The sequence below is a fragment of the Pseudomonas sp. MIL9 genome (assembly GCF_016887925.1).
GTDB lineage: Bacteria > Pseudomonadota > Gammaproteobacteria > Pseudomonadales > Pseudomonadaceae > Aquipseudomonas > Aquipseudomonas mohnii.
The window spans coordinates 114,874-138,077 of sequence record NZ_JAFEHE010000015.1 but is presented as its reverse complement, the minus strand read 5'-3'; the positions used below and the strand labels follow the sequence as shown (position 1 = coordinate 138,077).

The window sequence follows — 23,204 nt, the reverse complement described above, 5'->3', positions numbered from 1 at the left end:
CGGAAAAATCAGGCCAGCCAATAGCGGGTCAGGTGGCGCGCCGGGTCAGTGTAACGACTGCGGGCGTGGATCATTCGCCAGTTGTCCCAAATCAGCATGCAGCCATCGGGAATCAACACCGGGATGTTGTGCTCGATGAAATACGCCTCACCGAGCGTGGCAAACCGGGCCAGTGGCGAGTTGCTGCTGGCGACCAGGGATTGCTGCAAGGCTTCCTTGGAAGGATTCACGTCGCCGTAGTGAAACTGGTTGTAACTGAAGCGGAAAATATCGCCGTCCTCTGTCGGCGTCAGGATGTATTCCTTGACCCGGCATTGCGCAGGTTCGCCGGGTTTGGCAGTTGCGACGAACTCCACTGGTGTGTCGTCCAGCCACTCGCGCAGTTCCGGCTCGGTGCGTTCCAGGGACTTCAGGAATTCGTAACCGTCCACCAACCCGGTATGCCCGCCACCGCAAGTCGCCTGCCGGTGACAATGCAGGGCCAGGTAACGCGGTGGTGGCCCGTATACCGGCGCTTCGGTATGGGGGCCGATGCCGTTCATGCTCTGGGAATACGGCAAGTCTTCGTAGCCCGGTTTGCGGGTGATGGCAAAGGCCGTTTGCCCGTTGAACTGCGGAATGACCGGACCGAACTCATGCAATGTGCCTGTCACGTCATGGGCGAACTCGCCGGGGGTCAGGACAGTCCAGCCACGGGTCGACAATTCTTCATGGCGATGATCGAGTGAGACGTAAGGTTTGGACGCAACAATCCCTTGATTTGGCATGGTGAAATTCCTGGCGGTTGATCAGGCGTTTACGGTTGAGGTGTAGGCGGCAATGAATTGGCGACAGGCATCACCCGGTCGATAGTGCTGCTCATCGATGCTCTGTACGGGGGTGATTTCGGCGGCGGTTCCTGTAAGAAAACACTCATCGAAGTCGCCCAGTTGCGTAGGCAGAATCGTCGCTTCGACCACCTGATAATCCAGGGCACTGGCCAGCTCGATCACGGTCTGCCGGGTAATGCCGTTGAGGAAGCAGTCGGGCACCGGCGTGTACAGGGTCCGGCCTTTGACGAAGAACACGTTGGCACTGGTGGCTTCGGCGACGTGGCCGCGCCAGTCGAGCATCAAGGCATCGTGGTAACCGCTGTTTTCCGCGTCGTGCTTGCTCAGTGTGGCGATCTGGTAATGCCCGGACGCCTTGGCCTCGAAAGGACTGCTGCTCGGTGGTGGACGTCGCCAGGTGGCGGTCTTCAACCGGATACCGGCCATGCGCGCCGCCGGATCGAAATAGCTCGGCCATTGCCAGCAAGCGATGGCCACATGCACGCGATTGAAGCGCGCCGAGGTGGAAATCATCTCGCTGCCGCGCCAGGCCACCGGTCGCAGGTAACCGTCGCTGACGTTGTTGCGTTGCAGCAGTTCGTGGCTGGCCGCTTCCAGTTCGGCCAGTTCAAACGGGATCGCAAAGTCCATCCATTGCGCCGAGCGATACAGACGCTCGCTGTGTTCGCGCAGCTTGAAGATCTTGCCGTTGTAGACGCGCTCCCCTTCATACACCGTGCTGGCGTAATGCAAGCCGTGGCTGAGTACGTGCAGGCGCGCCTGGGACCACTCGACGAACTCGCCGTCGAGCCAGATCCATCCTTCGCGTTGATCAAACGGGATACCGCTCATGTCCTTGTCTCCCCAGTGTTCAAGATTCGTCCTACGCCGTTTGCAGCAGGACCGGTATCAATTCGGGCGCTGACTCAAGCAACCGCTCAGGCTCGTTCTGAAAGAAAAACCTTCGCTCGCCAAAGGCCGGTTGCAAGTCATCGAACCAGGTCACCTGCGGGTCGAAGCGCGCGTAAAAGGTACGCAACACCCATTGCGGATCGCGGGCCTGGAGGAACTGCAGGACAAAGACTTTTTCCCCGGCGACGGTCTCGATGCCGTTGATCAACACCTTGCCGTAGAAGGTGCTCATGGACGGCCCGCGCACCGTGCGCGCCAGGCCCGACACCGTGCGGTAGGCGGCCTGGAAGATTTCGAACGCCCGCGCCAGCGGCATCGCGAAGTAATGGCTGGGGCCGGTGTCGCGCTCGACGAACATGTAATAAGGCACCGCCCCGAGCCGTACGCCTTCGGTCCACAGCGCTGCCCAATCGGCAGGGTTTTCGTTGATGTGGCGGATCACCGGCGCCTGCATGCGCAGGGTCGCGCCCGTGGAGCGGATGCGTTCGACAGCCTGACGGGCGATGTCCTGGCGGATCTCTACGGGGTGGTTGTAGTGCCCCATGATCGACAGGTTTTTCCCGGCCGCGACGATCCGCTTGAACAGCGCCAGCAGCTGCGGCGCGTCCTTGTCAGTGACGAATCGTTGCGGCCAATAGGCCACCGACTTGGTGCCGATGCGAATACTCTTCAGGTGAGGCAATTCCAGCAGCGGCTCGATGTACCCGGCCAGGGATCGGCTGTTCATGATCAGCGGGTCGCCGCCGGTGATCAGCACGTCGGTGACCTCGGTGTGCACCCGCAGGTAACTCACCAGTTCCTGGGATTCGCGCGCATTGAACTTGAGTTCTTCTTCGCCGATGAACTGTGCCCAACGGAAACAGAAGGTGCAGTACGCATGACAGGTCTGACCGGCACCGGGGAAAAACAGCACGGTCTCGCGGTACTTGTGCTGAATGCCCGGCAGGACTTTTCCGTCGAGGGTGGCGCCGTTGTGCGTCAGCTGCCCCGCCGGGTGCGGGTTCATGCGCAGCCAGATCGCCTCGATCCGCCGCTTGATGGCGGCGCTGTCGTCCTGCTCGATCAACTGCTTGAGCGATTGGTACTCGTCAGGGAGCAGCATGTCCTTGTGGGGAAAGGTCATGCGGAAAATCGGATCGTCCGGAATGTTGTTCCAGTCGATCAGTGTCCCCAGCACGTATTCGTTGGTGCGAAACGGCATGACCCGGGCGACCACGGTCATGGCTTCCTGCAACGCAGGTGTCAGCTTGTGCCAGTACGGCGTGTCGCGGATGGTGCGCGCGTTATAGGGTTTGTATTTTTCGTGCTCCGACAGTCCTTGCATGGCAGCGCTCCTGTACTGGCGATGGTTACTGGATGGCGGGCGCTTTGCGCTCTAAGTCCATCCATGCCCGGACGCTGTCGCGATCCCATTGGCGCTGCACATAGGCCGCGAGGCGCGCCGGGACCGGATCGCCGTTGGCAACCAGTCGGTTGAGCATGATCGCCAGGTCGGTGTCGGCAATGCTCCAGTCGCCGAACAGGTGCTCGGCGCCCTCCTCCAGCAAACGATCCGCCACGAAGAACAACCGGTCGACCGCGGCCCGGGCCTCGTCGGACAGCGGCGTGTCCTTCTTGCCGAAATACACCAGATCAAACGGACGCTCCCTGCGCACCACGAGCAGATCGCTGCGCAACCAAGCCTGCAATTGACGGGCACGGGCGCGCTGCTTGATGCCTTGCGGGTAAATTCTGTTTGAGTCTGGAACGAGCTCCTCCAGATATTCGGCAATGGCTGAAGATTCCGAAAGCGCAAAACCTTCGTGAACTAACACAGGGATTTTGCAAGTCAGCGAAAGATCGCGATAACTTTGCAGATAGTTGTCACGCGCCTTCAAATCCAGCGTTACCAGTTCAAAGGAAAGTTGTTTTTCCTTTAAAGCCACAAACGCCGACATGGCAAAAGCACTGACATAGTCCGCACCCAGATACAGCTTTAATTTCGTACTTTCCATAGAACGCTCCCTTGCATCAAACACATTAATCCGTTGCATTTGAAGCGATCGTAGTAAGTTGATTAAGCGCTGAACAGATACAGAAATTATCTGTTTCTATCGATACAGAAATCAGAGCATTTCAGTTGTCTGAAGGCATTTTTGAGGTGCGTAAAAATCAAAAAAGGGAGTCAGCGTACGCGGACTCCCTGGTGTGCAGCCGAGAAGAAATTACAGCGGGCGGGGTATCAGGCCAACGTTGGCGGCGTGATTGGATAGCAATGCCATTTGCGGCATGTTGCTGAGGTTGAGCATGGCCAGCGGCTCGGTAGCGCTGGTATTGACGAAGCCGTGGCGGGTCCAGGCCGGCACCAGCAAGACATCCCCGGGGCCGATGTTGACCTCGTCTGCATCCCCCAGTGACAACGTACCGCTGCCCGACTGGATGATGAACAGATGCCACCAGGCATGGACATGGCCATCGAGTGTTGAACCGGGCACCAGCCATTGCATGGACACCGCCATGCCGGGCGTCAATTGGCAGCCTTCCAGCGTATTATCGTGGGCCAGCGCAACGATATCGACGTCGCTGGCCTCGAGGGTCTGGCGCATATCGCAAAGTTCGGTACCTTTCCACACACGAGGTTTGACCGGTTGCCGATCCAGACTCTGGCGAAAGTCCTTATATGAAAAAAACGCACCCTGAACGTTATTCATTAGCTGCTTCCAACTTATTCTGCCGAACTGAATTACCCGACATTAGGCCAACCCTTCAACAGTGTAAAGCCGGTCAACTTCATTTATAACGTCGACGGTCGCAACGCCACGATCATATCCACTTCAATGGCCGCATTTTTTGGCAATTGATAAACACCGACTGTGGTGCGTGTATGTTTCCCGGCGTCACCCAGTACGTGACTGAACACATCCGACGCACCGTTGGCGACTTCACTGAGGTCGACAAAATCGGCCGTGGACTTCACATACACCGTTATCCGGATCAAGGATTTGATCTTGTCCAGCGAACCGATGGCATCCACGATCAGCGCCAATCCCCGCATGGCACTGATGCTGGCGGCCGCCTGCGCGTCCGCCATGTCGAGTTCCAGTCCGACCCGCCCCGGGTAGTGGATTTTGCCGTTCATGCGCGGCACCAGACCGCTGATATACAGTTCATCGTGATGACGAATCAGCGGCGCGTAATGCCCGCCTGCGGTGTTCTCGCCGTAGATGTCATAGTCGAATTCCCGTGCCAGAGCGATGAAGCGCTCATCACAGGTCATGTGTGCATTCATTTACCTTTCCCTCTTGATCAATACTGCAAAAAACATCGATCGCCGCGGCTTGATCCACGACTCAACCCACAGCCCTTGCCGGTGCGGCCAGGCTGGTGATCCCGACACTTGATTCAATGGCCTCGGCCAGACGCAACAGGTCCACGCTGAGGTCCTCGTATCGCTCGTTGAACAACACGATGTGGCCGATGAACGAAAAGTTGTCTTTCACCAGTGCACTGACCGAATCACCGATGCGCTTGGTCAGCACCGCTTCCACCAGCTCGATGTTCAGCGAACGGGCCAGCGACGGGATGTCCGGTACATCCCGCAGGATGCCGCCGGTGTTCGCTCGCAACAGGCGTATGCCGCAGTAGCCGCGCGACACCGGATCGTGGTTGGCGACCTGGCCTTCCACGGCCCAGCGGACCCAGCGCTCCCACGGGTCGAAGTCGATGAACGCCCTACGTGCCAGGTCCCAGATGTGCATGCCACCGGGACGCATGTTGGTTTCGACGGCCGAGGTGCGGTGATTGGCCCTGTGGAAAACTTCGTTGTGCCAGGCCCCGTTGTCCTGCGACACCAACCCGGCCATGTGTCGGCCGGCGGCCATCAGCCGCGCCTGTGCGTCCTCTGCCAAAGGGGCGGGCACCACTTGCTGGATCTCGGCGCGGTAGGCGCCATCGGTGGTGGTTTTCTCGGTGATCCAGGTGCTTCCCGCAACATAGTCCCAGCTGTATTCCCGGGCGTTCTGGATCAACTCTTCGAGTACGATGCCCCCCTCGCGATAGGGCTTGAGCGCCTGCCAGGCCTCGTCACATTCGGACGGGTGCCGAATGACCCGGCAGCCGCGGCTGGCACCTTCGCAGGCCGGCTTGATGAACGCCTTGCCGCCCATTTCGATCACGCGCTGACGCAGTTCCGGAAGGCCCTCGATCCGGGTGGAAAGGATCGGCCGGTAATCCTCGGGCGCCTCAGTGGCCGTCGCTTCGAGCTGGCGGAAAATCTGTTTGTCGAGCCCCGCCCGCGCCTCGGCCGGGGTGATGCCGGGCAGGCCGAAATGGCTGGCCAGCGCCGCACCGAGCAGCACACCGCGATCCGAAAACGGCAGTACCCCGATCAGCTTCCAGCAATCGGCATCAAGGCAACCGACCACCAGTTCGAGAGAGGCCGGAACGTCCTTCTCGGCCAGCGATGTACTGCAAACATGATCCGCGACCTGGTCGTCCTGGGGCTGGATCTGCTCGACCAGCAGGATGAGCCGCGCGTTGTACAGCGACTTGCACAATTCGCGCAGCTTCTGGACATCGTGAACCCGGCTGCCGTTGTACCCCACCACTACTACACACGAAGTCGTATTCATAAAATCCCCGACTTGCAAAATGAAAACCGAAACGGCGATGACTCAGTCATGCAGCGACGCGATCGATTTACGGTTGAGCCAATACCAGACCAGAATCCCGCCAGCGCCGATGGCCGCCAGCACCAGCGCGTTATAGGGAGGCGGCATGACCCGCATGATCAACACGGTCAACCCGGCGCCGACGCCCAGGGACACTTCCTTGACGAACATGTTGTTCTGCTTGACCGAGAAGTAATCGAGGTGACTGAACGCGCACTCGGCGATGGACAGCAGCGCCACCCAGACCAGCGCGCCGACCAGGGTTTCGACGTGGAACGCCGCCGGTGAAGACAGCACCGCAAAACCGCCGACGATGATGGCGATCACTGTCAGCACCTTGAAGCGCCCGGTGCGCTCGATCAGTTTCATGACCGGCACTTGCGCGAAGACCACCACGGCGCTGTTGAGGATCAGCATCAGGCCGTACCAGGCCGGCAGCTCGCCGGTCTTGAGCAGGATCGCTTGCGGCAGGATCGAGAACACGCCAAACAGCTTGATGCCCATGATGACGCCGGCGATGACCCACGGCAGTTTATTGCCCCAGCCGCTGCCTTCCTGGCCGGCCGGACGGGCAACCACGGGATCGCAGGTGAAGGTCGCCCCCAGGGCGATGGGCAGGCACAGCAGGACAAAACCGGCCGCGCCGAGGAAAAACAGGGTGGGGGTCAGCAATGGCGAGAGCAGGATCAGACCTGCCAGCAGGCTGCCCATGTTCATGGCGACGCGGTTGTAGGCCGCGCCTTCCTTGGTCTGTGCCGCTTCGCTCTTGATCAGGTAACCGGCAATCGCGATGCCGTAGGCAAACAGCGCCGCGGCAAACATGACAACGCCCTGGTTGTGGGTGACGGCCAACAGCACCAGGCCGGCGGCAGCGCACAGCAGCGTGACACTCAGGGAACGGCGACCGAGGACCAGCAACGTCAATGGCAGCAGCAGCAACAAGGCCCGATACCCCAGGGCCAGAATGCTGTTGGTGGCGGTATCGAGCCAGACGTTGGCCTTGCCCAGCACCGCGAACAACGCCACGGCCGTGATGATTCGAATGGTGAACAACCGCAGGTTGATCACCGGTTTCGCCACGACGGCGGTTGTTTCTAAACTCATGCGGCACCTCATGAACCTGGCGACTGAATGACCGGCAACAGGTCGATAATCCGAAAACTTTCCAAAGTGATAGTAAAAAGAGATGCCTGTCTTGATCAGAGCAAGTTCGTATAGAATCAAACGAACTTTACTGCCGGAGAGACCAGTAAAATGCAGGCTCAGCGAGCAGTGATCGCCGCTATCGAGTTCCAGCCAGGTGTGCCGCTGGTCCAGCAGATCGTCGATCAACTCACGGTGGCGATCAGCCAGGGCGGCCTGCCCCACGGGTCGAGGCTGCCGCCGATTCGCGAACTCTCCGACTTGATGCACGTGGGCAAGTCCACGGTGGTCGACGCCCTGGACCGCTTGCGGGCCAAGGGCCTGGTGGTTTCCCGCCAGGGTTCCGGGCACTACGTGCACCGCTCCAGCAGCACCCTGCCAGCCAACGCCGGGCCGGACCTGCTCCCCCAAGACACCCTCAGCGTCGTCCGCCGCGCGGTACTGCTGGACAATGGTGCTTTGCGCCCGGGGGCCGGTTTTCTGCCGTCCTCGTGGTTGCCCGCCGAAGAATTGCTCAAGGCCGTGCGCGGAACGCTGCGCGCGACCACTTTGCGCATGGGCGAATACGGCAACGCCAGCGGTTACCTGCCATTGCGCCAGGCCTTGCGGGTCAAGATGTCGACCTTGGGCATCGAAGCGCCGGTGGAGCAGATCATCACCACCGCCAACACCGTACAAGCCATCGACATGCTGATGCGCCTGCTGGTCAAACCCGGCGACACGGTGCTGCTCGATGACCCGTGTTACTTCACGATGCACACCAATCTGGCCTGGCATGGCGTCAAGGTCATTACCATCCGCCGCGAGTGCGACGGCATGGACCTGGACGCGTTCGAGCAATTGCTGATCACCCATCGTCCCGTGCTCTACATGACCAACAATGCCCTGCACAACCCGACCGGGCATTCGTTCACCTCGGCGCAGGTCTACCGCTTGGTGGAGCTGAGCCATCGCTACAACTTCCACATCCTCGAAGACGATTTGTACTGCGACATGCAGCAACGCCGAACGCCGCGCCTGGCGGCGAGCGGGCTGGACAATGTCTCTTACGTCTCCGGGTTTTCCAAAACCCTGACCGCCAATAGCCGCGTCAGCTTCGCCGTGCTGTCACCGCAACTGGCGGCGCGGATGGTGACGCTGAAAATGGCCTGCGGTGGCATGACCTCGGAAATGGCCGAGCAGATTATCTGCACCATGCTCAGCGACGGCAGCTACGCCAAACACATGCGCCGCACGGTGGACCGGCTCTACGAGTCGAACAGCCGGGTGGCGGCGTGGCTGGGCGAAGCCGGGTGTTCGGTGTCATCGCTGCCGGGGGAAGGGTTGTACATCTGGACCCGATTGCCAGAAGGATTCAAAGCCGAGTGCCTGGCCAGAAAGGGTCTGGAAATCGACTTGGTACTGGCACCGGGAACCTTGCTGAGCAAGGCGCAGGATGCCAATCAGTTTCTGCGATTCAACGTGGCGCACAGTGATCATGTGCAGGTGCGGGAGCGGTTTTTCCGGTTGCTGGACAAGCCGCAAAAATAACCGATTCCCCCTATCCCAGTGGGAGCGAGCCTGCTCGCGATGGGGTCGTCATATCCAGTATTAATGGCGCCTGACACCCCGCCATCGCGAGCAGGCTCGCTCCCACAGGGGTTTGCGCCGTCCAATCGACCTCCCCGGCCACCAGATCGCCACGATTGCCGACCTCATCCTGTCTGACTACCTTCGCCCGTCGCTGCCAATTCAGCGACCGGGCCTGAGAACTCGAATTCGATATGGGCACATTCGGTGTTTTCCTTATGCATGCCAGCTATCCGTTCCAAATTTATGCTTTTGCACCCAACACCTCCCAACCAGCAGGAGGTGAAGCCCAATGACCATTCCACAAGACCTCAAAACCATCGGCCTCACCCCTTTCTCCTACCACGCCAACGCCCCCCTGTTCCGCATCAACGCCGGCGTCCCGATCATCTCTGCCCTGTCCCACGCCTCCGACCTGCTCCACCTCGCCAAACTGCTCGCCAGCGACGCCGCGATGACCCGCGACACCGACCGACACGCCTGGGCCTCGCACTTCTTGCAGGACATGAGCAAGGCCATCATCGATGACGTGGTGAAGGTGCTCGATGCACCGTGCAACAACCGCGCATAAATGAAAAAGCCCCGCGCTTCTCTCGAAGGCGGGGCTTTTCAATTCAGCATTCGATGCTTAAGGCGCGTACGTCAGCAACAGCTCGGTCGGCACTTTGAAGTCCAGGGACATCATCACGCTCAACGCGGTAATGGTGAAGATCGAGAACACGAACAGCTTGCGTGCCCAGACCGTGTCATCCACTGCCTTGTAGCCGGTCCAGGCCATGTACAGCCAGTACATGCCCATGGCCGCGGCGACGGCGAGGTAGCTCATGCCGGCGTAACCGCTGAAGGTCAACATCAAGGTCGCCACGAGGAAGGCCAGGATGTAGATCAGGATGTGCTTCTTGGCCACTTCGATTCCGCGCTTCACAGGCAGCACCGGGATGGAGGCGGCCAGGTAATCGTTGAAGCGGAAGATCGCGATGGCGTAGGAATGCGGCATCTGCCACAGGCTGAACATCACCAGCAGGGTCAGCGCGGCCATGTCGAAGGTGTTGCTCACCGCGACGTAACCGATCACCGGCGGCATGGCGCCCGACAGGCTGCCCACGAGCGTGCCGTGAACCGACTTGCGCTTGAGGTACAGGCTGTAGAAGCCGACGTAGATGACGAAACCGATCACCGCGAACAGCGCGGCCAACGGGTTGGCCACCTTGTACAACAGCGCAACGCCCGCGACGCCCAGGACGGTCGCGTAGACCAGGGCCAGTTTCAGGGAGATCAAGCCCTGGACCAGCACCCGGTTCTTGGTGCGTTCCATCTTCAGGTCGATGTCGCGGTCGATGCAGTTGTTGAACACGCAACCGGAGGCGACCACCAGGGACGTGCCGATCATGGCGGCCAGGAAAATGGCCAGATCGACATGCCCTTTGGAGGCCAGGAAAAATCCGCCTGCCACAGAAAGCACGTTACCGAAAATGATCCCCGGTTTGGTGATTTGGATAAAGTGCTTAAAGGACATCCGGACTTACCTCACTTCGCCATCATGAACGTGTGGATGCTGAACATGATCCACAGCGACAGGCCAACCAGCAGGACGATCACGATCGCGGCGAAAACAAACGCAATCACGTTGTTACGCTGCGCGGCCGAACGGTCCAGGTGCAGGAAGTACACCAGGTGCACCAGCACCTGGATGATCGCGAACGCCAGTACGATCCACAGGGTGGTCGACTTCGGCAGCGACGGGAACATCACCAGACCGAATGGAATCGCGGTCAGGATCACCGACAGGACGAAGCCAATGACGTAGGACTTGACGCTGCCGTGACCGGCGTCGTCGTGACCATTGTGGGAATGAGCTGCGTTAGCCATTTACATAGTCCCCATCAGATAAACAACCGTGAATACGCAGATCCACACCACGTCCAGGAAGTGCCAGAACAGGCTCAGGCAGCTCAGGCGAGTCTTGTTGGTCGCCGTCAAGCCGTGCTTGTTGACCTGGTACATCATGATCGCCATCCAGATCAGACCGCTGGTCACGTGCAGACCGTGGGTGCCGACCAGGGTGAAGAACCCGGACAGGAAGCCGGAACGGCTAGGGCCGTAGCCCTCGGAGATCAACATGTGGAACTCGTTGATCTCCATGCCGATGAAGCCGGCACCGAACAGGAAGGTCATGGCCAGCCAGCCCAGGACCTGCGTCTTGTTGCCACGGAAGAACGCCAGCATGGCGAAGCCGTAGGTGATCGAACTGAACAGCAGCAGAGCGGTTTCGCCCAGTACGTAAGGCAGTTCGAAGATGTCGTGGCCCGACGGGCCACCCGCTACGTTATTTACCAGAACCGCGTACACCGCGAAGATCGACGCAAACAGAATGCAGTCGGTCATCAGGTAGAGCCAGAAACCGTATACGGTCGTCTCGCCCGAGTCGTGGTGGTGGTCATCGTGCCCATGGTCACCATGGGCGTGTCCAACATTGGTCACTAAATTCGACATGGTTTAAGCCTGTTCCAACGAGGTTTCAACACGGGTGGCGGTGGCCGGGATTTTCCCTGCCGCTACCAGACGCTTGTGCTGCTCGGCTTCGATGCGTTCGATCACGTCGACCGGCACCATATAGCCTTGATCATCACGGGCCGCGTGGATCGCGAAGTAGATCACGGTGCCAGCGAAGCTGGCGATGGCCAGCCACCAGATGTGCCAGATCATGGCGAAGCCGAACACGGTCAACAGAGCGCCCATGACCACACCGGTGGCGGTGTTGTTTGGCATGTGGATCGGTTCGTACTTGGCCGGAGCCTTGTACGCGGTACCGTTTTCCTTGGCTTCGGTGAACGGGTCGATGCAGTCGGCCTTAGGCAGCACAGCGAAGTTGTAGAACGGAGGTGGCGACGAGGTCGACCATTCCAGGGTGTGGCCATTCCACGGGTCACCGTGGTCGCACTTGTTCTCTGGCTTGTTGCGGTCACGCACACTGACGTACAGCTGGATCAGTTGGCAGGCGATACCGAACGCGATCATCACCGCACCGACCATGGCGACGTACAGGTACGGCACCCACTCAGGGTTGGTGGTGGCGTTCAGACGACGAGTCATGCCCATGAAGCCCAGCGCGTAGAGCGGCATGAAGGCGACGAAGAAGCCGCTGATCCAGAACCAGAACGCTGCCTTGCCCCAACCTTCGTGCAGCTTGAAGCCGAACGCTTTCGGGAAGTAGAAGCCGAAACCAGCGATGTAACCGAATACCGCACCGCCGATGATCACGTTGTGGAAGTGCGCGATCACGAACAGGCTGTTGTGCAGAACGAAGTCAGCACCCGGGATGGCCAGCAGTACACCGGTCATGCCGCCGATGGCGAAGGTCACCATGAAGCCCAGGGTCCACATCACCTGGCTGGTGAAGCGCAGACGGCCCTGGTAGATGGTGAACAGCCAGTTGAACAGTTTCACACCCGTCGGGATGGAAATCAGCATCGTCGCCAGACCGAAGAAGGCGTTGACGCTGGCCCCGGAGCCCATGGTGAAGAAGTGGTGCAGCCAAACCATGAAGCCCAGTACCGAGATCGCGCCCGAGGCGTAGATCATCGAGTGGTGGCCGAACAGTTTTTTGCCGGTGAAGGCGGAGATGACTTCCGAGAAAATGCCGAATGCCGGCAGGATCAGGATGTACACCTCAGGGTGACCCCAGGCCCAGAACAGGTTGACGTACATCATCGGATTGCCACCAAGTTCATTGGTGAAAATGTGGAAATCCATGTAACGGTCAAGCGTCAGCAGTGCCAGGGTAGCGGTCAGGATCGGGAACGAAGCCACGATCAGGACGTTGGCCCAGGTGCAGGTCCAGGTGAAGATCGGCATGTCCATCAGCTTCATGCCAGGGGTACGCATTTTCAGCACGGTGGCCAGGAAGTTGACCCCCGTCAGCGTCGTACCCAGACCCGATAGCTGTAGCGCCCAGATGTAGTAATCCATCCCCACGCCAGGGCTGTATTGCAGGCCCGACAGCGGCGGATAGGCAACCCAACCGGTCTTGGCGAATTCGCCGACGCCCAGGGACAGGTTGATCAGCACAACGCCGGACACCAGCAGCCAGAAGCTCAGGGAGTTCAGGAACGGGAAGGCAACGTCACGCGCGCCGATCTGCAGCGGCACTGCAAGGTTCATCAGGCCGGTGAAGAATGGCATCGCCATGAAGATGATCATGATCACACCGTGAGCGGTGAAGATCTGGTCATAGTGTTCAGGTGGCAGGTAGCCAGGCGAACCCTCGGTGGCCATGGCCAACTGGGTACGCATCATGATGGCGTCGGCAAAGCCGCGCAGCAGCATGACCATGGCGACGACGATGTACATCACGCCGATTTTCTTGTGGTCGACCGACGTCAGCCACTCGGTCCACAGGTAGGTCCACTTCTTGAAGTAGGTGATTGCAGCGAACAGTGCCAGACCACCCAGCGCGATCATGGCGATGGTCACCATCACGATCGGCTCGTGGAACGGGACCGCTTCCCAACTTAATTTACCAAACATCGTTTACTCCTCTGCCCCGGCAGCTGAATGCGAGTTCATGTCCGTAGCGGCGACTTCTTTCTCTTTCTTCTCGTGGTTCAGTTTCGGACCTGGTTTCATGCCTTCGTACTTGTCGACGACGGTCTGGAACAGGTTCGGCGTAACCGAGGAGTAGAGCTCGACTGGGTTGTTCTGGCTTGGCTTGGCAAGGGCAGCGTATTCAGCTTGTTCAAGCTGTTTAGGTGCCTTTTTGACTTCGCTGACCCAGGCGTCGAAATCTTCCTGTGACGTGGCGATTGCCTTGAATTTCATACCGGTGAAACCGGCACCGCTGTAGTTGGCCGAGATGCCATCCATTTCAGCGTTGCGGTCGGCGATCAGGTGCAGCTTGGTCTGCATGCCCGCCATCGCGTAGATCTGGCCGCCCAGGCCCGGGATGAAGAACGAGTTCATCACGGTGTCGGAGGTGATCCGGAAGTTAACGTGCGTGTGCGCAGGGAACACGATCTTGTTGACCGTGGCAATGCCTTGTTCCGGGTAGATGAACAGCCACTTCCAGTCCAGCGCGACCACTTCGATGGTCACCGGCTTCACGTCGGATTGAATCGGACGGTACGGATCCAGCTCGTGGGTCGTCTTGTAGGTGATGTAACCCAGGGCAAGGATGATCAGAATCGGAACAGTCCACACCGTGATCTCGATCTTGGTGGAGTGGTTCCATTTCGGCGTGTAAGTGGCGTTAGTGTTGGACGCGCGATATTTCCAGGCGAACAGGAAAGTCATCACGATGACCGGGACCACGACCAACAGCATCAGCAGCGTTGCGGTGATGATCAGGTTTCGCTGCTCCAGGCCAACCTGGCCCGTGGGATTGAGCAAGGTCATGTTGCAGCCTCCCAGCAACAACGTGCCGAGCAGCGGCACTAGGCCTAGTAATCTGGGGTACCTGTTTTTACTCATCTCACGACCTCTAAAGCTGCTTGCGCAATGCAGTTGGGTTTTGATCGCCAACACTTCACCCTGCCAAGGGTTGGCATTTTTCTTGGATTGAATAAGGGCTGGCCCGTCGTGCGTCAGACGCGTTTCGACAAATCCTGGGCTAGCGTTGAGTTCTTATTCGAATTCGTGGTCAAAGGCCTTGTTACAGACCAATTCCATTTGGTGCGGATAATTGGAGGCACCGACACCAGGGGGTCGCATGAAGCCACCCGGCCTCTCGACACCCGGTTTCTGCTCATGCTCCTGAGTCAGGGCGAGCGGAGTCGGGAATTCAGTGCGGGCGATTGTAGATATGTAGCGTTTTATAAACCATGTCTCATCCCGAAATAATTTTTATCCAAACAGGCAACAATACTTACCGGTTTTCGTAAAAGTGGCGCATCTTATCGAAATTAATTCTCAACAAAAACACCAAAAATTGTAGGTCTACCAGCCGCGATTCAGACAGTCTCCGGGCAGCTCCAGGTGCCGCCGACCTGCCCCAAACCCCGATATGACAAGGGCTCTGGCAAATTGCCAGAGCCTGTTAAAACTGCCTGCTCCAGCCTGACCGGGGCAAAATGGCCTGCCCGCCAGGCAGGCCAATTTCCTTGCCTGACCGCGCACCAATCCGCCGTCCCGGGCGCCGCTGCGACACCCTTGATGTGACAACATGTCGCACACGTGTCACACCCTTCATTGCCACACGTCACGCTCTTTTTACAAAGCCGCTGAAACGCATTCTTCGAGACAAAAAAAGCCCCGGCCTCTCATCGAGGACCGGGGCTTTTTCAGGCTCTTCAGCGCAGGGCTTTGCGGTTACGCACCGTGAGCAGCGGCACCAGCACGACGACCAGCACGAAGGCCACCAGCGCCCATTGCGCCAGGGACAATCCGAGGATCGGCGGGTACGGCGTAGAGCAGAAGCCATCCACCTGGAAACCCAGAGGGAAGATCTTCGCCAGCGGCAAGCCGTCCACGATCGGTTGCAGCACATCGATGCCGCAACTCACCGCCGGATAAAACTGCGTGTAGACGTGATGCCCGGCCACCCCGACGCCTGCCAGCGCGCAGATCACCACCAGGGTTTCAAACAGCGTGATGCTGCGACGGGTGCGCATTGCGGCGCCGATGAAGGCGAACAGCGCGATCAGCAGCAAGGCATAACGTTGCAGGATGCACAGCGGGCAAGGGGCCTCGCCCAGTACGATTTGCATGTACAGCGCGCCGCCGATCAACGCCAGGCAGATAATGCCCAGCAACACCAGAAAGCGCCGCTCACGGCCCAACCGCATTGTTTCCTCGCTCATCGCGTTTCCCTTCAAGGTATCGATTGCCCGCCAGTCTACACGCCTGGCGCGTGTCGGGGGATGTCGGGGGAATAGACGATAAGCGGGTTAAGAAGGGATTAACTTTTATGCGTTATTTCAATTCAAGACTGCGGAGCGGCATTCGCGAGCAGGCTCGCTCCCACAATGGATTTCGGTTGAACACAAATCTTGTGCTCACCTCGATCACTGTGGGAGCGAGCCTGCTCGCGAAGAAGGCGACTCGATCTCCCGAGTCGCGTTCGGTGACTTACTCCAGCGCCGCAGCCGGCCCGAAGAACTCATAACGGCTTTGCTTCTCCGGCACGCCCAAGGCCTTGAGGTGCCGCTTGATGGCCACCATGAAGCCTTTAGGGCCCAGGAAGTAAGCGTCCACATCGCGCTCTGCCGGCAGCCATTCGCCCAGTTGCTCCTGGCTCAACAACCCGACCTTGTGTGCCGCCGCGGTGACGCCGTCATCTTCGTCGTAGCAATAGAAGCGCTTGAGTTGCGGGTAACGCTCGGCCAGACCGTCGATCCAGTCGCGGAAGGCGTGAACGCTGCCATTGCGGGCGCAGTGGATGAAGTGCACTGGCCGCTCGGTTTCCAGCGCCGCTTCGAGCATCGCCAGGGTCGGGGTGATGCCGACGCCGCCGCTGATCAGCACCAGCGGTTTTTCACTGGCGGTCAGGGTGAACTCGCCCGATGGCGGGAACAACTGGATGCTCGACCCTACGTGCAACTGATCGTGCAAATGATTGGAGGCACGACCGCCGGTTTCCCGCTTGACGCTGATGCGGTACTGGCCTTTGTTCGCCAAGGCCGACAGTGAATAGTTACGACGAATCTCTTCGCCATCGAGGATCAGTTTCATGCCGATGTACTGGCCTGGCTCTGCTGCCAGAATCGGGCCTTTATCTGCCGGTTCGAAGTAGAACGAGGTGATTTCCGCGCTTTCTTCGACTTTGGCCGCCACGATGAATTCCCGCGCCCCGCGCCAGCCGCCCGGTGCCTGTTCCTTCTGATCGTAGATGCTGGTTTCGGCACCGATCAGGATGTCCGCGAGTTGACCGTAAGCCGCGCCCCAAGCCGCGATCACTTCCGGAGTAGCGATTTCTTCGCCCAGGACTTCGGCGATTGCGCGCAACAGGCAGGTACCGACAATCGGGTAGTGCTCCGGCAGAATCTGCAGGGCCACGTGCTTGTTGATGATCTTGGCCACCAGGTCGCCCAACTGGTCGAGTTGGTCGATGTGGCGCGCATACATCAGTACGCCATTAGCCAGGGCGCGCGGCTGGTCACCGCTGGCCTGGTGAGCCTGGTTGAACAGCGGGCGCACTTGCGGATACTCGGAGAGCATCATGCGGTAGAAGTGGGTGATCAAGGCTTCGCCGCCGCTTTCCAGCAACGGTACAGTGGATTTGACGATGGCACGGTCTTGGGCGCTAAGCATAAAGTGACTCCAGGGCAACGAGGTTTTCTCAACGTTTGCCCTGTACTTATCAGTTTCCATGCCAATATTTATATTGTTAAAAATCAATAAGTTACATAACAGATAGTCATATCGACACAGCTTGCCTTATAGTCACACCGACTACATGGAGTCACTATGACTGCAAAATCCCTGCTAACCGCCCTGCTGCCACTGGTCTCGGACCTGTCCCGCGAACTGCCCGAAGGCGAGCGCTATCGGCGCTTGCTGGAAGCCATGCGCGCCCTGCTCCCTTGCGATGCGGCGGCCCTGCTGCGCCTTGACGGCGAATGGCTGGTGCCGCTGGCCGTCGACGGCTTGAGTACCGACACCCTCGGCCGCCGCTTCAAGGTCAGTGAGCACCCGCGCTTCGAAGCCTTGCTCAGCAGTTCCGGGCCGACCCGCTTCGCCGCCGACAGCAACCTGCCCGACCCTTATGACGGTCTGGTCGAGGGCCTGGATGATCATCTCGAAGTCCATGACTGCATGGGTTGTCCGCTGTTTATCGATGAACGTCCGTGGGGGCTGCTGACCCTCGACGCCCTCGATCCGGAACAGTTTCAACCGATCGAACTCGATTCGCTGGAAGCCTTCGCCAGCCTCGCCGCCGCCACGGTCAACGCCGCCGAGCGCATCGAACGCCTGAACAATCGCGTCGAGGACGAACACCAGCGCGCCGAGGTCTATCGCCAGGCCAGCGGCCAGCAGAACCGAGAGATGATCGGCCAGAGCAAGGCGCACAAGCGCCTGGTGGAAGAAATCAACCTGGTGGGCGGCAGCGACCTGACCGTGCTGATCACCGGAGAAACCGGGGTCGGCAAGGAACTGGTGGCCCAGGCCATTCACGCCGCTTCGACCCGGGCCGACAAACCGATCATCAGCCTCAATTGCGCCGCTCTGCCGGACACCCTGGTGGAGAGCGAACTGTTTGGCCACGTGCGCGGCGCCTTTACCGGGGCGATGAATGATCGGCGCGGCAAATTTGAACTGGCCAATGGCGGCACGTTGTTTCTCGATGAAGTCGGCGAGCTGTCCCTGACCGTGCAGGCCAAATTGCTGCGGGTGCTGCAAAGCGGTCAATTGCAGCGACTGGGTTCGGATACCGAGCATCAGGTCGACGTGCGGCTGATCGCGGCGACCAACCGCGACCTGGCCGAAGAAGTGCGCAGCGGCCGTTACCGCGCCGACTTCTATCACCGCCTCAGCGTTTACCCACTATTAGTACCGGCACTGCGTGATCGCGGGCGGGACGTGCTGCTGCTCAGCGGCTACTTCCTGGAGCAAAACCGCTCGCGCATGGGACTCAACAGCCTGCGCCTGAGCACCGATGCCCAGGCTGCACTGCTGGCTTACGACTGGCCGGGCAATGTGCGGGAGCTGGAACACTTGATCGGCCGCAGCGCCCTGAAAGCCTTGGGTAACTGCAAGGAACGGCCAAAGATTCTCAGTTTGAGCGCAGCGGACCTGGACCTGCCCAATGCCAATGCGCAAGCACCCGCCGAGCAAACGGCCCCCGCCGCCATGGCTTTGGTCACGGGGGATTTGCGCGAAGCCACCGAAAACTACCAGCGCCAGTTGATCGGCGCGTGCCTGGAGCGGCATCACAACAACTGGGCGAGTGCGGCGCGTGAACTGGGCCTGGATCGGGCGAACCTTGGGCGGATGGCCAAGAGGCTCGGCATGAAGTGACGCCGAACTTGCCCCCTCGCCACAGGTGTCGTGCTAAAACCAATGGATTGGTATTGGCCCTAAAGCCTGCCCCCAACAAGTCGATAACCCGGCATCGAAGTTATTGGCGATCCTCGCGATAGCCCATCACCTTTTTCCCAAGAAGGTACATATGTCTTCCATCAAAGCCCGTGCAGATTCACTTTCGCTTCTGCTGTTTACCTTGCGCAGCGGCAAGTTGATGGCAATCAACCTGCTCAAAGTCAGTGAAATCATCCCCTGCCCGCCGCTGACCAAGCTGCCGGAGTCGCACCCCCACGTCAAAGGCATTGCCACGCTGCGTGGGGCGTCGCTGTCAGTGATCGACCTGAGCCGCGCCATCGGCGAACGTCCGCTGGAAGACCCGAATGGCGGCTGCCTGATCGTCACCGACGTCAGTCGCTCCAAGCAGGGCCTGCACGTCCAGGCGGTGAGCAAGATCGTTCACTGCCTGACCACCGATATCCGTCCGCCGCCCTTCGGCTCTGGCGGAGTGCGCTCGTACATCACCGGCGTGACCTCGGTCGATGGCACCCTGGTGCAGGTACTGGACATCGAAAAAGTCATCCATGGCATCGCCCCGGTGCAGATCGAAACGGCACCGACCGAACTGAGCATGGAAGACGCCGAGCTGTTGGGCAACGCACGGATTCTGGTGGTCGATGACAGTCAGGTGGCCCTGCAGCAATCGGTGCACACGTTGCGCAATCTCGGCCTGCAATGCCATACGGCGCGCAGCGCCAAGGAAGCCATCGACTGCCTGCTGGATTTGCAAGGCACCGCCCAGCAGATCAATCTGATTGTCTCGGACATCGAAATGTCTGAAATGGACGGCTACGCCTTCACCCGAACCCTGCGCGAAACGCCGGATTTTGCGCACCTCTATGTGCTGCTGCATACCTCACTGGACAGCGCGATGAACAGTGAAAAGGCTCGTCAGGCCGGTGCCAACGCGGTGCTGACCAAGTTCTCCTCGCCCGAACTGACCCAGTGCCTGATCACGGCAGCCAAGGCTGTGGCTGAACAGGGTCATTGAGTCTTGGCCGAGGACTTTTGCTTGTTGATGCGGCGCAACCTCGCGGAGGCTGTGCCGGCCAATCCTTGGCCAAACGATCTTCAATTGACCCGCTACCGCCCGGAACTTGCCGAAACCGCCCATCGGTTAATGACACTGGGTTACCGCGAGGGCGGTGGTCGCGTACCGGCGCTGGAGTGCTGGCAACGGCAATTTGAAACCGACCCCGAATACGATCCCGACCTGTGCTTCATTGCCCTGGATGCCGAAGGCGTGGTTGCCGTGTGCCAGTGCTGGACCAGCGCCTACATCAAAGACCTGGTGGTGCATCCACGGGCTCAACGGCGAGGTGTGGGCCGCGCTTTGCTGCTGCACGCGTTCAAGGTGTTCCAGCAACGCCGCGAAGGTTTTGTGGATTTGAAGGTGCTGGAGGACAACCTGCGCGCGCAGCGGTTGTATGAAAGCGTCGGGATGCATGTGGTTCGCCGGGAAGCGGTTCCAGCCTGACGAACACCCTCCTTCAGGCATAATCCGGTCCTTCGCCCTCCAAAAGAATTTCCGGCCCATGAAAACCGCTGCCCTGACCCTGCTCTGCCTCACCGCCCTCGCCCCCCAGGCCCAGGCTTCCAGCCCCGACGCCTGGGCCGCTTACGACAAAACCGTCCTGGCCAGTTGCACCAAGGCCAGTGGCCTGAAGAATGCCAACCCCGTGGGCAATGCCGCCCAGTTCGACGACCGCGTCGGCTACACCGCGCTCCTGCTGCAAGGTCAGTACCCGCAAAAGCACATGAAAGGCGCGCAAGGCACCGAGCTGTGTCTCTACAACAAAAAAAGCAAAACCGCGTATGTCACCGAATGGGACTCGATTTACCCGGCCGCCAAAGGCCAGTGAGTGGCCGGACAGGCGCTGCCGGCGGGCTGTTCCAAGTGTCTGGCGAGGATGTCGCCAGACAGGCAGTGGACGCCGCTGCGCACACGGTGACGCAGGCGTCGGCGAACGACTCGCTTATTTCGTTGCGGGCAGCTCGAGCCAAGGGATGTATCGCCAGTGATGGCCTGGATCTTAGCGCTTGCCCATCGAACGCCGAGTCCCTGGCGGTGCCATGCCAGGCGTCTTGGTGTGGCCATTCTTGGCGCCGTTCTTGTACCACGGCTGGCTGGCGTTCTTGGCGCCGGCCAATTCTCCTGGCTTGAACGGGAACTTGAACGCCGGGATGGCGGCTTTGGTTTCGCTGTCGACGCTGTCTGGCAGCTCTGCCTGCTCGTCGCTCAAGGTGTCGGCGACCGGCGGTTGTTTCGGGGAAGTCATGAAAGCTCCGGGTGATGCGTAAAGTGTCGGGCCCGGTCAGCGAGCCACGAAAGGCGCCAGTATAACTGGATGAAGCGCTGCAAGCTGCTGTTACGCGACTCGCACAAATCCCGGTAAGAATGTTAGCGTGCTCAGCATTCTCCTCCGCCCTGACGAGCCCCGCCCCATGAAAAAGACCGTCCTCGCCTTCAGCCGCGTCACGCCTGAAATGGTCGAACGCCTGCAACAAGACTTCGACGTCATCGTGCCGAATCCGAAAAATGGCGACATCAACGCCCAGTTCAATGAAGCCCTGCCCCACGCCCACGGCCTGATCGGCGTCGGCCGCAAACTCGGTCGCGCCCAACTGGAGAACGCCGCGAAACTGGAAGTGGTGTCCAGCGTTTCGGTGGGCTACGACAACTATGATGTCGCGTACCTCAGTGAGCGCGGGATCATGCTCACCAACACCCCGGACGTGCTGACAGAAAGCACCGCTGACCTGGCGTTCGCCCTGCTGATGAGCAGTGCCCGGCGCGTGGCGGAACTCGACGCCTGGACCAAGGCAGGCCAATGGCAGGCGAGCGTCGGCACGGCGTTGTTCGGTTGCGATGTGCATGGCAAGACCCTGGGTATCGTCGGCATGGGCAACATTGGCGCGGCCATCGCTCGCCGTGGGCGCTTCGGTTTCAACATGCCGATCCTCTACAGCGGTAACAGCCGCAAGACCGCGCTGGAACAAGAACTCGGCGCACAGATGCGCAGCCTGGATGAACTGTTGGCCGAAGCTGATTTCGTCTGCCTGGTAGTACCACTCAGTGAGAAAACCAAACACCTGATCAGCCATCGCGAACTGGCGTTGATGAAGCCGAGCGCGATTCTGGTGAACATCGCTCGCGGCCCGGTGGTCGACGAACCGGCACTGATCGAAGCCTTGCAGAACAACCGGATTCGCGGCGCCGGGCTGGACGTCTACGAAAAGGAGCCGCTGGCCGAATCACCACTGTTTCAGCTGAAAAACGCCGTGACGCTTCCGCACATTGGCTCGGCGACCCACGAAACCCGCGAAGCCATGGCCAATCGTGCCCTGGCCAACCTGCGCAGCGCCTTGTTGGGTGAACGCCCACAGGACCTGGTCAACCCGCAAGTCTGGAAAGGCTGAATAACCCAGGGCAGGCGTTACCGATGCCTGCCCGCACACTTTAAAAACCCGCACCTTCAACTTGGCGCTACATATCCTGCAATTCAGTTCACGACCAGACAAATAACCCGCCGTATAAACTCCAAACTAAAAACACACCGAAACTTAGTTCTGGAGATATTTAACCTTGAGCCAAATCACAACCAACCACGTCATAAAATTCAGTAAAGCCACACTGATGTTATTCGTAAGTTTCTTCGGTTTACTGGTGATGTACAGCAACATTACCGATTACGCCACCAACTATGAGTACCTGTCGCATATCCTGAGCATGGACACCACCCATGCGAGTTCCAGATACAGCGAACGAGCGATTGCCTCGCCCATTCTCCAGCATCGGATCTACTGGCTGATCATTACCCTTGAAGTCATGTACACGAGCTTCTGCATCATTGGCACGTACTATCTGTACAAGAACATCAACTCCAGCAGCAAGAAATTCCACGAAGCGAAGAAGTTCGCCATTATCGGCTTATTGATTGCACTCTTTCTTTATTACCTCTGTTTCCAGGTCATTGGTGCCGAGTGGTTCAATATGGACCAATCGCAACACTGGAACTACAAGGACTGGGCCCAGCACATTGTCGACTTCATGTTGCCATCGCTGTTGTATGTGGCGATCAGGATCGAGCGCTGAAAACACACTCGA

At 59.3% G+C, this 23,204-nt stretch carries 24 protein-coding genes; 8 read left to right on the top strand and 16 right to left on the bottom strand.

Going from position 1 to position 23,204, the window contains the following annotated elements; genetic code table 11:
• Positions 1-8: 8 nt before the first annotated feature.
• The 8 genes from JQF37_RS17720 to JQF37_RS17685 all read right to left on the bottom strand — a co-directional run bounded on the left by JQF37_RS17720 (position 9) and on the right by JQF37_RS17685 (position 7,474).
• Positions 9-767, bottom strand: a complete 759-nt coding sequence (locus tag JQF37_RS17720; RefSeq protein ID WP_130204027.1) for a TauD/TfdA family dioxygenase — start codon at positions 765-767, stop codon at positions 9-11.
• Positions 768-788: 21 nt separating this feature from the next.
• Positions 789-1,661, bottom strand: coding sequence for a branched-chain amino acid aminotransferase (locus JQF37_RS17715; RefSeq protein ID WP_130204026.1), 873 nt, complete (start codon positions 1,659-1,661; stop codon positions 789-791).
• A gap of 31 nt (positions 1,662-1,692) precedes the next feature.
• Entirely contained in the window at positions 1,693-3,045 is a 1,353-nt protein-coding gene (locus JQF37_RS17710; protein WP_130204025.1) for a lysine 2,3-aminomutase, read from the bottom strand.
• A 25-nt stretch (positions 3,046-3,070) separates the two neighbouring features.
• The gene (gene yfcF, locus JQF37_RS17705) at positions 3,071-3,715 is read right to left on the bottom strand and encodes a glutathione transferase (protein WP_130204024.1); all 645 of its coding nucleotides are present in this window, start codon (positions 3,713-3,715) and stop codon (positions 3,071-3,073) included.
• A gap of 210 nt (positions 3,716-3,925) precedes the next feature.
• Complete coding sequence (locus JQF37_RS17700; RefSeq protein WP_130204023.1) at positions 3,926-4,411, bottom strand: cupin domain-containing protein; 486 nt, start codon at positions 4,409-4,411, stop codon at positions 3,926-3,928.
• Between the two features lie 83 nt (positions 4,412-4,494).
• Positions 4,495-4,989 carry a RidA family protein gene (locus JQF37_RS17695; protein ID WP_130204022.1) on the bottom strand — a complete coding sequence of 165 codons (495 nt, stop codon included), beginning with the start codon at positions 4,987-4,989 and terminating at the stop codon, positions 4,495-4,497.
• A gap of 61 nt (positions 4,990-5,050) precedes the next feature.
• Positions 5,051-6,331 (bottom strand): biotin carboxylase, encoded by a 1,281-nt coding sequence (locus JQF37_RS17690; RefSeq protein ID WP_130204021.1) that lies wholly within the window; start codon positions 6,329-6,331, stop codon positions 5,051-5,053.
• A 42-nt stretch (positions 6,332-6,373) separates the two neighbouring features.
• Positions 6,374-7,474 carry a hypothetical protein gene (locus JQF37_RS17685; protein WP_130204020.1) on the bottom strand — a complete coding sequence of 367 codons (1,101 nt, stop codon included), beginning with the start codon at positions 7,472-7,474 and terminating at the stop codon, positions 6,374-6,376.
• 150 nt (positions 7,475-7,624) lie between these two features.
• Here JQF37_RS17685 and JQF37_RS17680 point away from each other — a divergent pair, with 150 nt between their 5' ends.
• On the top strand, positions 7,625-9,043 hold the full coding sequence (locus JQF37_RS17680) for a PLP-dependent aminotransferase family protein (RefSeq protein WP_130204019.1): 1,419 nt from the start codon (positions 7,625-7,627) through the stop codon (positions 9,041-9,043).
• A gap of 331 nt (positions 9,044-9,374) precedes the next feature.
• A complete protein-coding gene (locus tag JQF37_RS17675) occupies positions 9,375-9,653 on the top strand; it encodes a DUF3077 domain-containing protein (RefSeq protein ID WP_130204018.1) in 279 nt (92 codons plus the stop codon).
• 57 nt (positions 9,654-9,710) lie between these two features.
• Here JQF37_RS17675 and cyoE read toward each other — a convergent pair whose 3' ends face one another.
• The 7 genes from cyoE to hmpA form a co-directional block, all read right to left on the bottom strand.
• The gene (cyoE, locus tag JQF37_RS17670; RefSeq protein ID WP_047537940.1) at positions 9,711-10,598 is read right to left on the bottom strand and encodes a heme o synthase; all 888 of its coding nucleotides are present in this window, start codon (positions 10,596-10,598) and stop codon (positions 9,711-9,713) included.
• 11 nt (positions 10,599-10,609) lie between these two features.
• Positions 10,610-10,951, bottom strand: a complete 342-nt coding sequence (gene cyoD / locus JQF37_RS17665; RefSeq protein ID WP_130204017.1) for a cytochrome o ubiquinol oxidase subunit IV — start codon at positions 10,949-10,951, stop codon at positions 10,610-10,612.
• Entirely contained in the window at positions 10,952-11,575 is a 624-nt protein-coding gene (locus JQF37_RS17660; RefSeq protein WP_130204016.1) for a cytochrome o ubiquinol oxidase subunit III, read from the bottom strand. It lies immediately after the preceding gene.
• A 3-nt stretch (positions 11,576-11,578) separates the two neighbouring features.
• A complete protein-coding gene (cyoB, locus tag JQF37_RS17655) occupies positions 11,579-13,609 on the bottom strand; it encodes a cytochrome o ubiquinol oxidase subunit I (RefSeq protein WP_204149729.1) in 2,031 nt (676 codons plus the stop codon).
• A gap of 3 nt (positions 13,610-13,612) precedes the next feature.
• Positions 13,613-14,548, bottom strand: a complete 936-nt coding sequence (cyoA, locus tag JQF37_RS17650) for a ubiquinol oxidase subunit II (protein WP_204149728.1) — start codon at positions 14,546-14,548, stop codon at positions 13,613-13,615.
• 818 nt (positions 14,549-15,366) lie between these two features.
• A complete protein-coding gene (locus JQF37_RS17645) occupies positions 15,367-15,876 on the bottom strand; it encodes a disulfide bond formation protein B (RefSeq protein WP_103405254.1) in 510 nt (169 codons plus the stop codon).
• 268 nt (positions 15,877-16,144) lie between these two features.
• The gene (hmpA, locus tag JQF37_RS17640; protein ID WP_130204013.1) at positions 16,145-17,326 is read right to left on the bottom strand and encodes an NO-inducible flavohemoprotein; all 1,182 of its coding nucleotides are present in this window, start codon (positions 17,324-17,326) and stop codon (positions 16,145-16,147) included.
• 156 nt (positions 17,327-17,482) lie between these two features.
• On the opposite strand from hmpA, the gene norR reads away from it, so the two are divergent.
• From norR to JQF37_RS17620, 4 genes are all read left to right on the top strand, one after another.
• Positions 17,483-19,033: a nitric oxide reductase transcriptional regulator NorR gene (gene norR / locus JQF37_RS17635; RefSeq protein ID WP_130204012.1), complete on the top strand. Its 1,551-nt coding sequence runs from the start codon at positions 17,483-17,485 to the stop codon at positions 19,031-19,033.
• A gap of 151 nt (positions 19,034-19,184) precedes the next feature.
• Positions 19,185-20,087: a chemotaxis protein gene (locus JQF37_RS17630; protein ID WP_130204011.1), complete on the top strand. Its 903-nt coding sequence runs from the start codon at positions 19,185-19,187 to the stop codon at positions 20,085-20,087.
• Positions 20,088-20,114: 27 nt separating this feature from the next.
• Positions 20,115-20,573, top strand: coding sequence for a GNAT family N-acetyltransferase (locus JQF37_RS17625; protein ID WP_130204010.1), 459 nt, complete (start codon positions 20,115-20,117; stop codon positions 20,571-20,573).
• A gap of 58 nt (positions 20,574-20,631) precedes the next feature.
• Entirely contained in the window at positions 20,632-20,958 is a 327-nt protein-coding gene (locus tag JQF37_RS17620; RefSeq protein ID WP_130204009.1) for a hypothetical protein, read from the top strand.
• Between the two features lie 171 nt (positions 20,959-21,129).
• On the opposite strand, the gene JQF37_RS17615 is transcribed toward JQF37_RS17620, so the two are convergent.
• Complete coding sequence (locus JQF37_RS17615) at positions 21,130-21,375, bottom strand: hypothetical protein (RefSeq protein ID WP_130204008.1); 246 nt, start codon at positions 21,373-21,375, stop codon at positions 21,130-21,132.
• A 166-nt stretch (positions 21,376-21,541) separates the two neighbouring features.
• On the opposite strand from JQF37_RS17615, the gene JQF37_RS17610 reads away from it, so the two are divergent.
• A complete protein-coding gene (locus JQF37_RS17610; RefSeq protein WP_103405248.1) occupies positions 21,542-22,516 on the top strand; it encodes a D-glycerate dehydrogenase in 975 nt (324 codons plus the stop codon).
• Positions 22,517-22,682: 166 nt separating this feature from the next.
• The gene (locus tag JQF37_RS17605) at positions 22,683-23,192 is read left to right on the top strand and encodes a DUF2165 domain-containing protein (RefSeq protein ID WP_130204007.1); all 510 of its coding nucleotides are present in this window, start codon (positions 22,683-22,685) and stop codon (positions 23,190-23,192) included.
• Positions 23,193-23,204: the final 12 nt, after the last annotated feature.

What these genes read in the sequence shown, in the direction of transcription:
- JQF37_RS17720 (WP_130204027.1), bottom strand. Translation starts at nt 767, where the DNA reads ATGCCAAATCAAGGGATTGTTGCGTCCAAACCTTACGTCTCACTCGAT.
- JQF37_RS17715 (WP_130204026.1), bottom strand. Translation starts at nt 1,661, where the DNA reads ATGAGCGGTATCCCGTTTGATCAACGCGAAGGATGGATCTGGCTCGAC.
- JQF37_RS17710 (WP_130204025.1), bottom strand. Translation starts at nt 3,045, where the DNA reads ATGCAAGGACTGTCGGAGCACGAAAAATACAAACCCTATAACGCGCGC.
- yfcF (WP_130204024.1), bottom strand. Translation starts at nt 3,715, where the DNA reads ATGGAAAGTACGAAATTAAAGCTGTATCTGGGTGCGGACTATGTCAGT.
- JQF37_RS17700 (WP_130204023.1), bottom strand. Translation starts at nt 4,411, where the DNA reads ATGAATAACGTTCAGGGTGCGTTTTTTTCATATAAGGACTTTCGCCAG.
- JQF37_RS17695 (WP_130204022.1), bottom strand. Translation starts at nt 4,989, where the DNA reads ATGAATGCACACATGACCTGTGATGAGCGCTTCATCGCTCTGGCACGG.
- JQF37_RS17690 (WP_130204021.1), bottom strand. Translation starts at nt 6,331, where the DNA reads ATGAATACGACTTCGTGTGTAGTAGTGGTGGGGTACAACGGCAGCCGG.
- JQF37_RS17685 (WP_130204020.1), bottom strand. Translation starts at nt 7,474, where the DNA reads ATGAGTTTAGAAACAACCGCCGTCGTGGCGAAACCGGTGATCAACCTG.
- JQF37_RS17680 (WP_130204019.1), top strand. Translation starts at nt 7,625, where the DNA reads ATGCAGGCTCAGCGAGCAGTGATCGCCGCTATCGAGTTCCAGCCAGGT.
- JQF37_RS17675 (WP_130204018.1), top strand. Translation starts at nt 9,375, where the DNA reads ATGACCATTCCACAAGACCTCAAAACCATCGGCCTCACCCCTTTCTCC.
- cyoE (WP_047537940.1), bottom strand. Translation starts at nt 10,598, where the DNA reads ATGTCCTTTAAGCACTTTATCCAAATCACCAAACCGGGGATCATTTTC.
- cyoD (WP_130204017.1), bottom strand. Translation starts at nt 10,951, where the DNA reads ATGGCTAACGCAGCTCATTCCCACAATGGTCACGACGACGCCGGTCAC.
- JQF37_RS17660 (WP_130204016.1), bottom strand. Translation starts at nt 11,575, where the DNA reads ATGTCGAATTTAGTGACCAATGTTGGACACGCCCATGGTGACCATGGG.
- cyoB (WP_204149729.1), bottom strand. Translation starts at nt 13,609, where the DNA reads ATGTTTGGTAAATTAAGTTGGGAAGCGGTCCCGTTCCACGAGCCGATC.
- cyoA (WP_204149728.1), bottom strand. Translation starts at nt 14,548, where the DNA reads ATGAGTAAAAACAGGTACCCCAGATTACTAGGCCTAGTGCCGCTGCTC.
- JQF37_RS17645 (WP_103405254.1), bottom strand. Translation starts at nt 15,876, where the DNA reads ATGAGCGAGGAAACAATGCGGTTGGGCCGTGAGCGGCGCTTTCTGGTG.
- hmpA (WP_130204013.1), bottom strand. Translation starts at nt 17,326, where the DNA reads ATGCTTAGCGCCCAAGACCGTGCCATCGTCAAATCCACTGTACCGTTG.
- norR (WP_130204012.1), top strand. Translation starts at nt 17,483, where the DNA reads ATGACTGCAAAATCCCTGCTAACCGCCCTGCTGCCACTGGTCTCGGAC.
- JQF37_RS17630 (WP_130204011.1), top strand. Translation starts at nt 19,185, where the DNA reads ATGTCTTCCATCAAAGCCCGTGCAGATTCACTTTCGCTTCTGCTGTTT.
- JQF37_RS17625 (WP_130204010.1), top strand. Translation starts at nt 20,115, where the DNA reads ATGCGGCGCAACCTCGCGGAGGCTGTGCCGGCCAATCCTTGGCCAAAC.
- JQF37_RS17620 (WP_130204009.1), top strand. Translation starts at nt 20,632, where the DNA reads ATGAAAACCGCTGCCCTGACCCTGCTCTGCCTCACCGCCCTCGCCCCC.
- JQF37_RS17615 (WP_130204008.1), bottom strand. Translation starts at nt 21,375, where the DNA reads ATGACTTCCCCGAAACAACCGCCGGTCGCCGACACCTTGAGCGACGAG.
- JQF37_RS17610 (WP_103405248.1), top strand. Translation starts at nt 21,542, where the DNA reads ATGAAAAAGACCGTCCTCGCCTTCAGCCGCGTCACGCCTGAAATGGTC.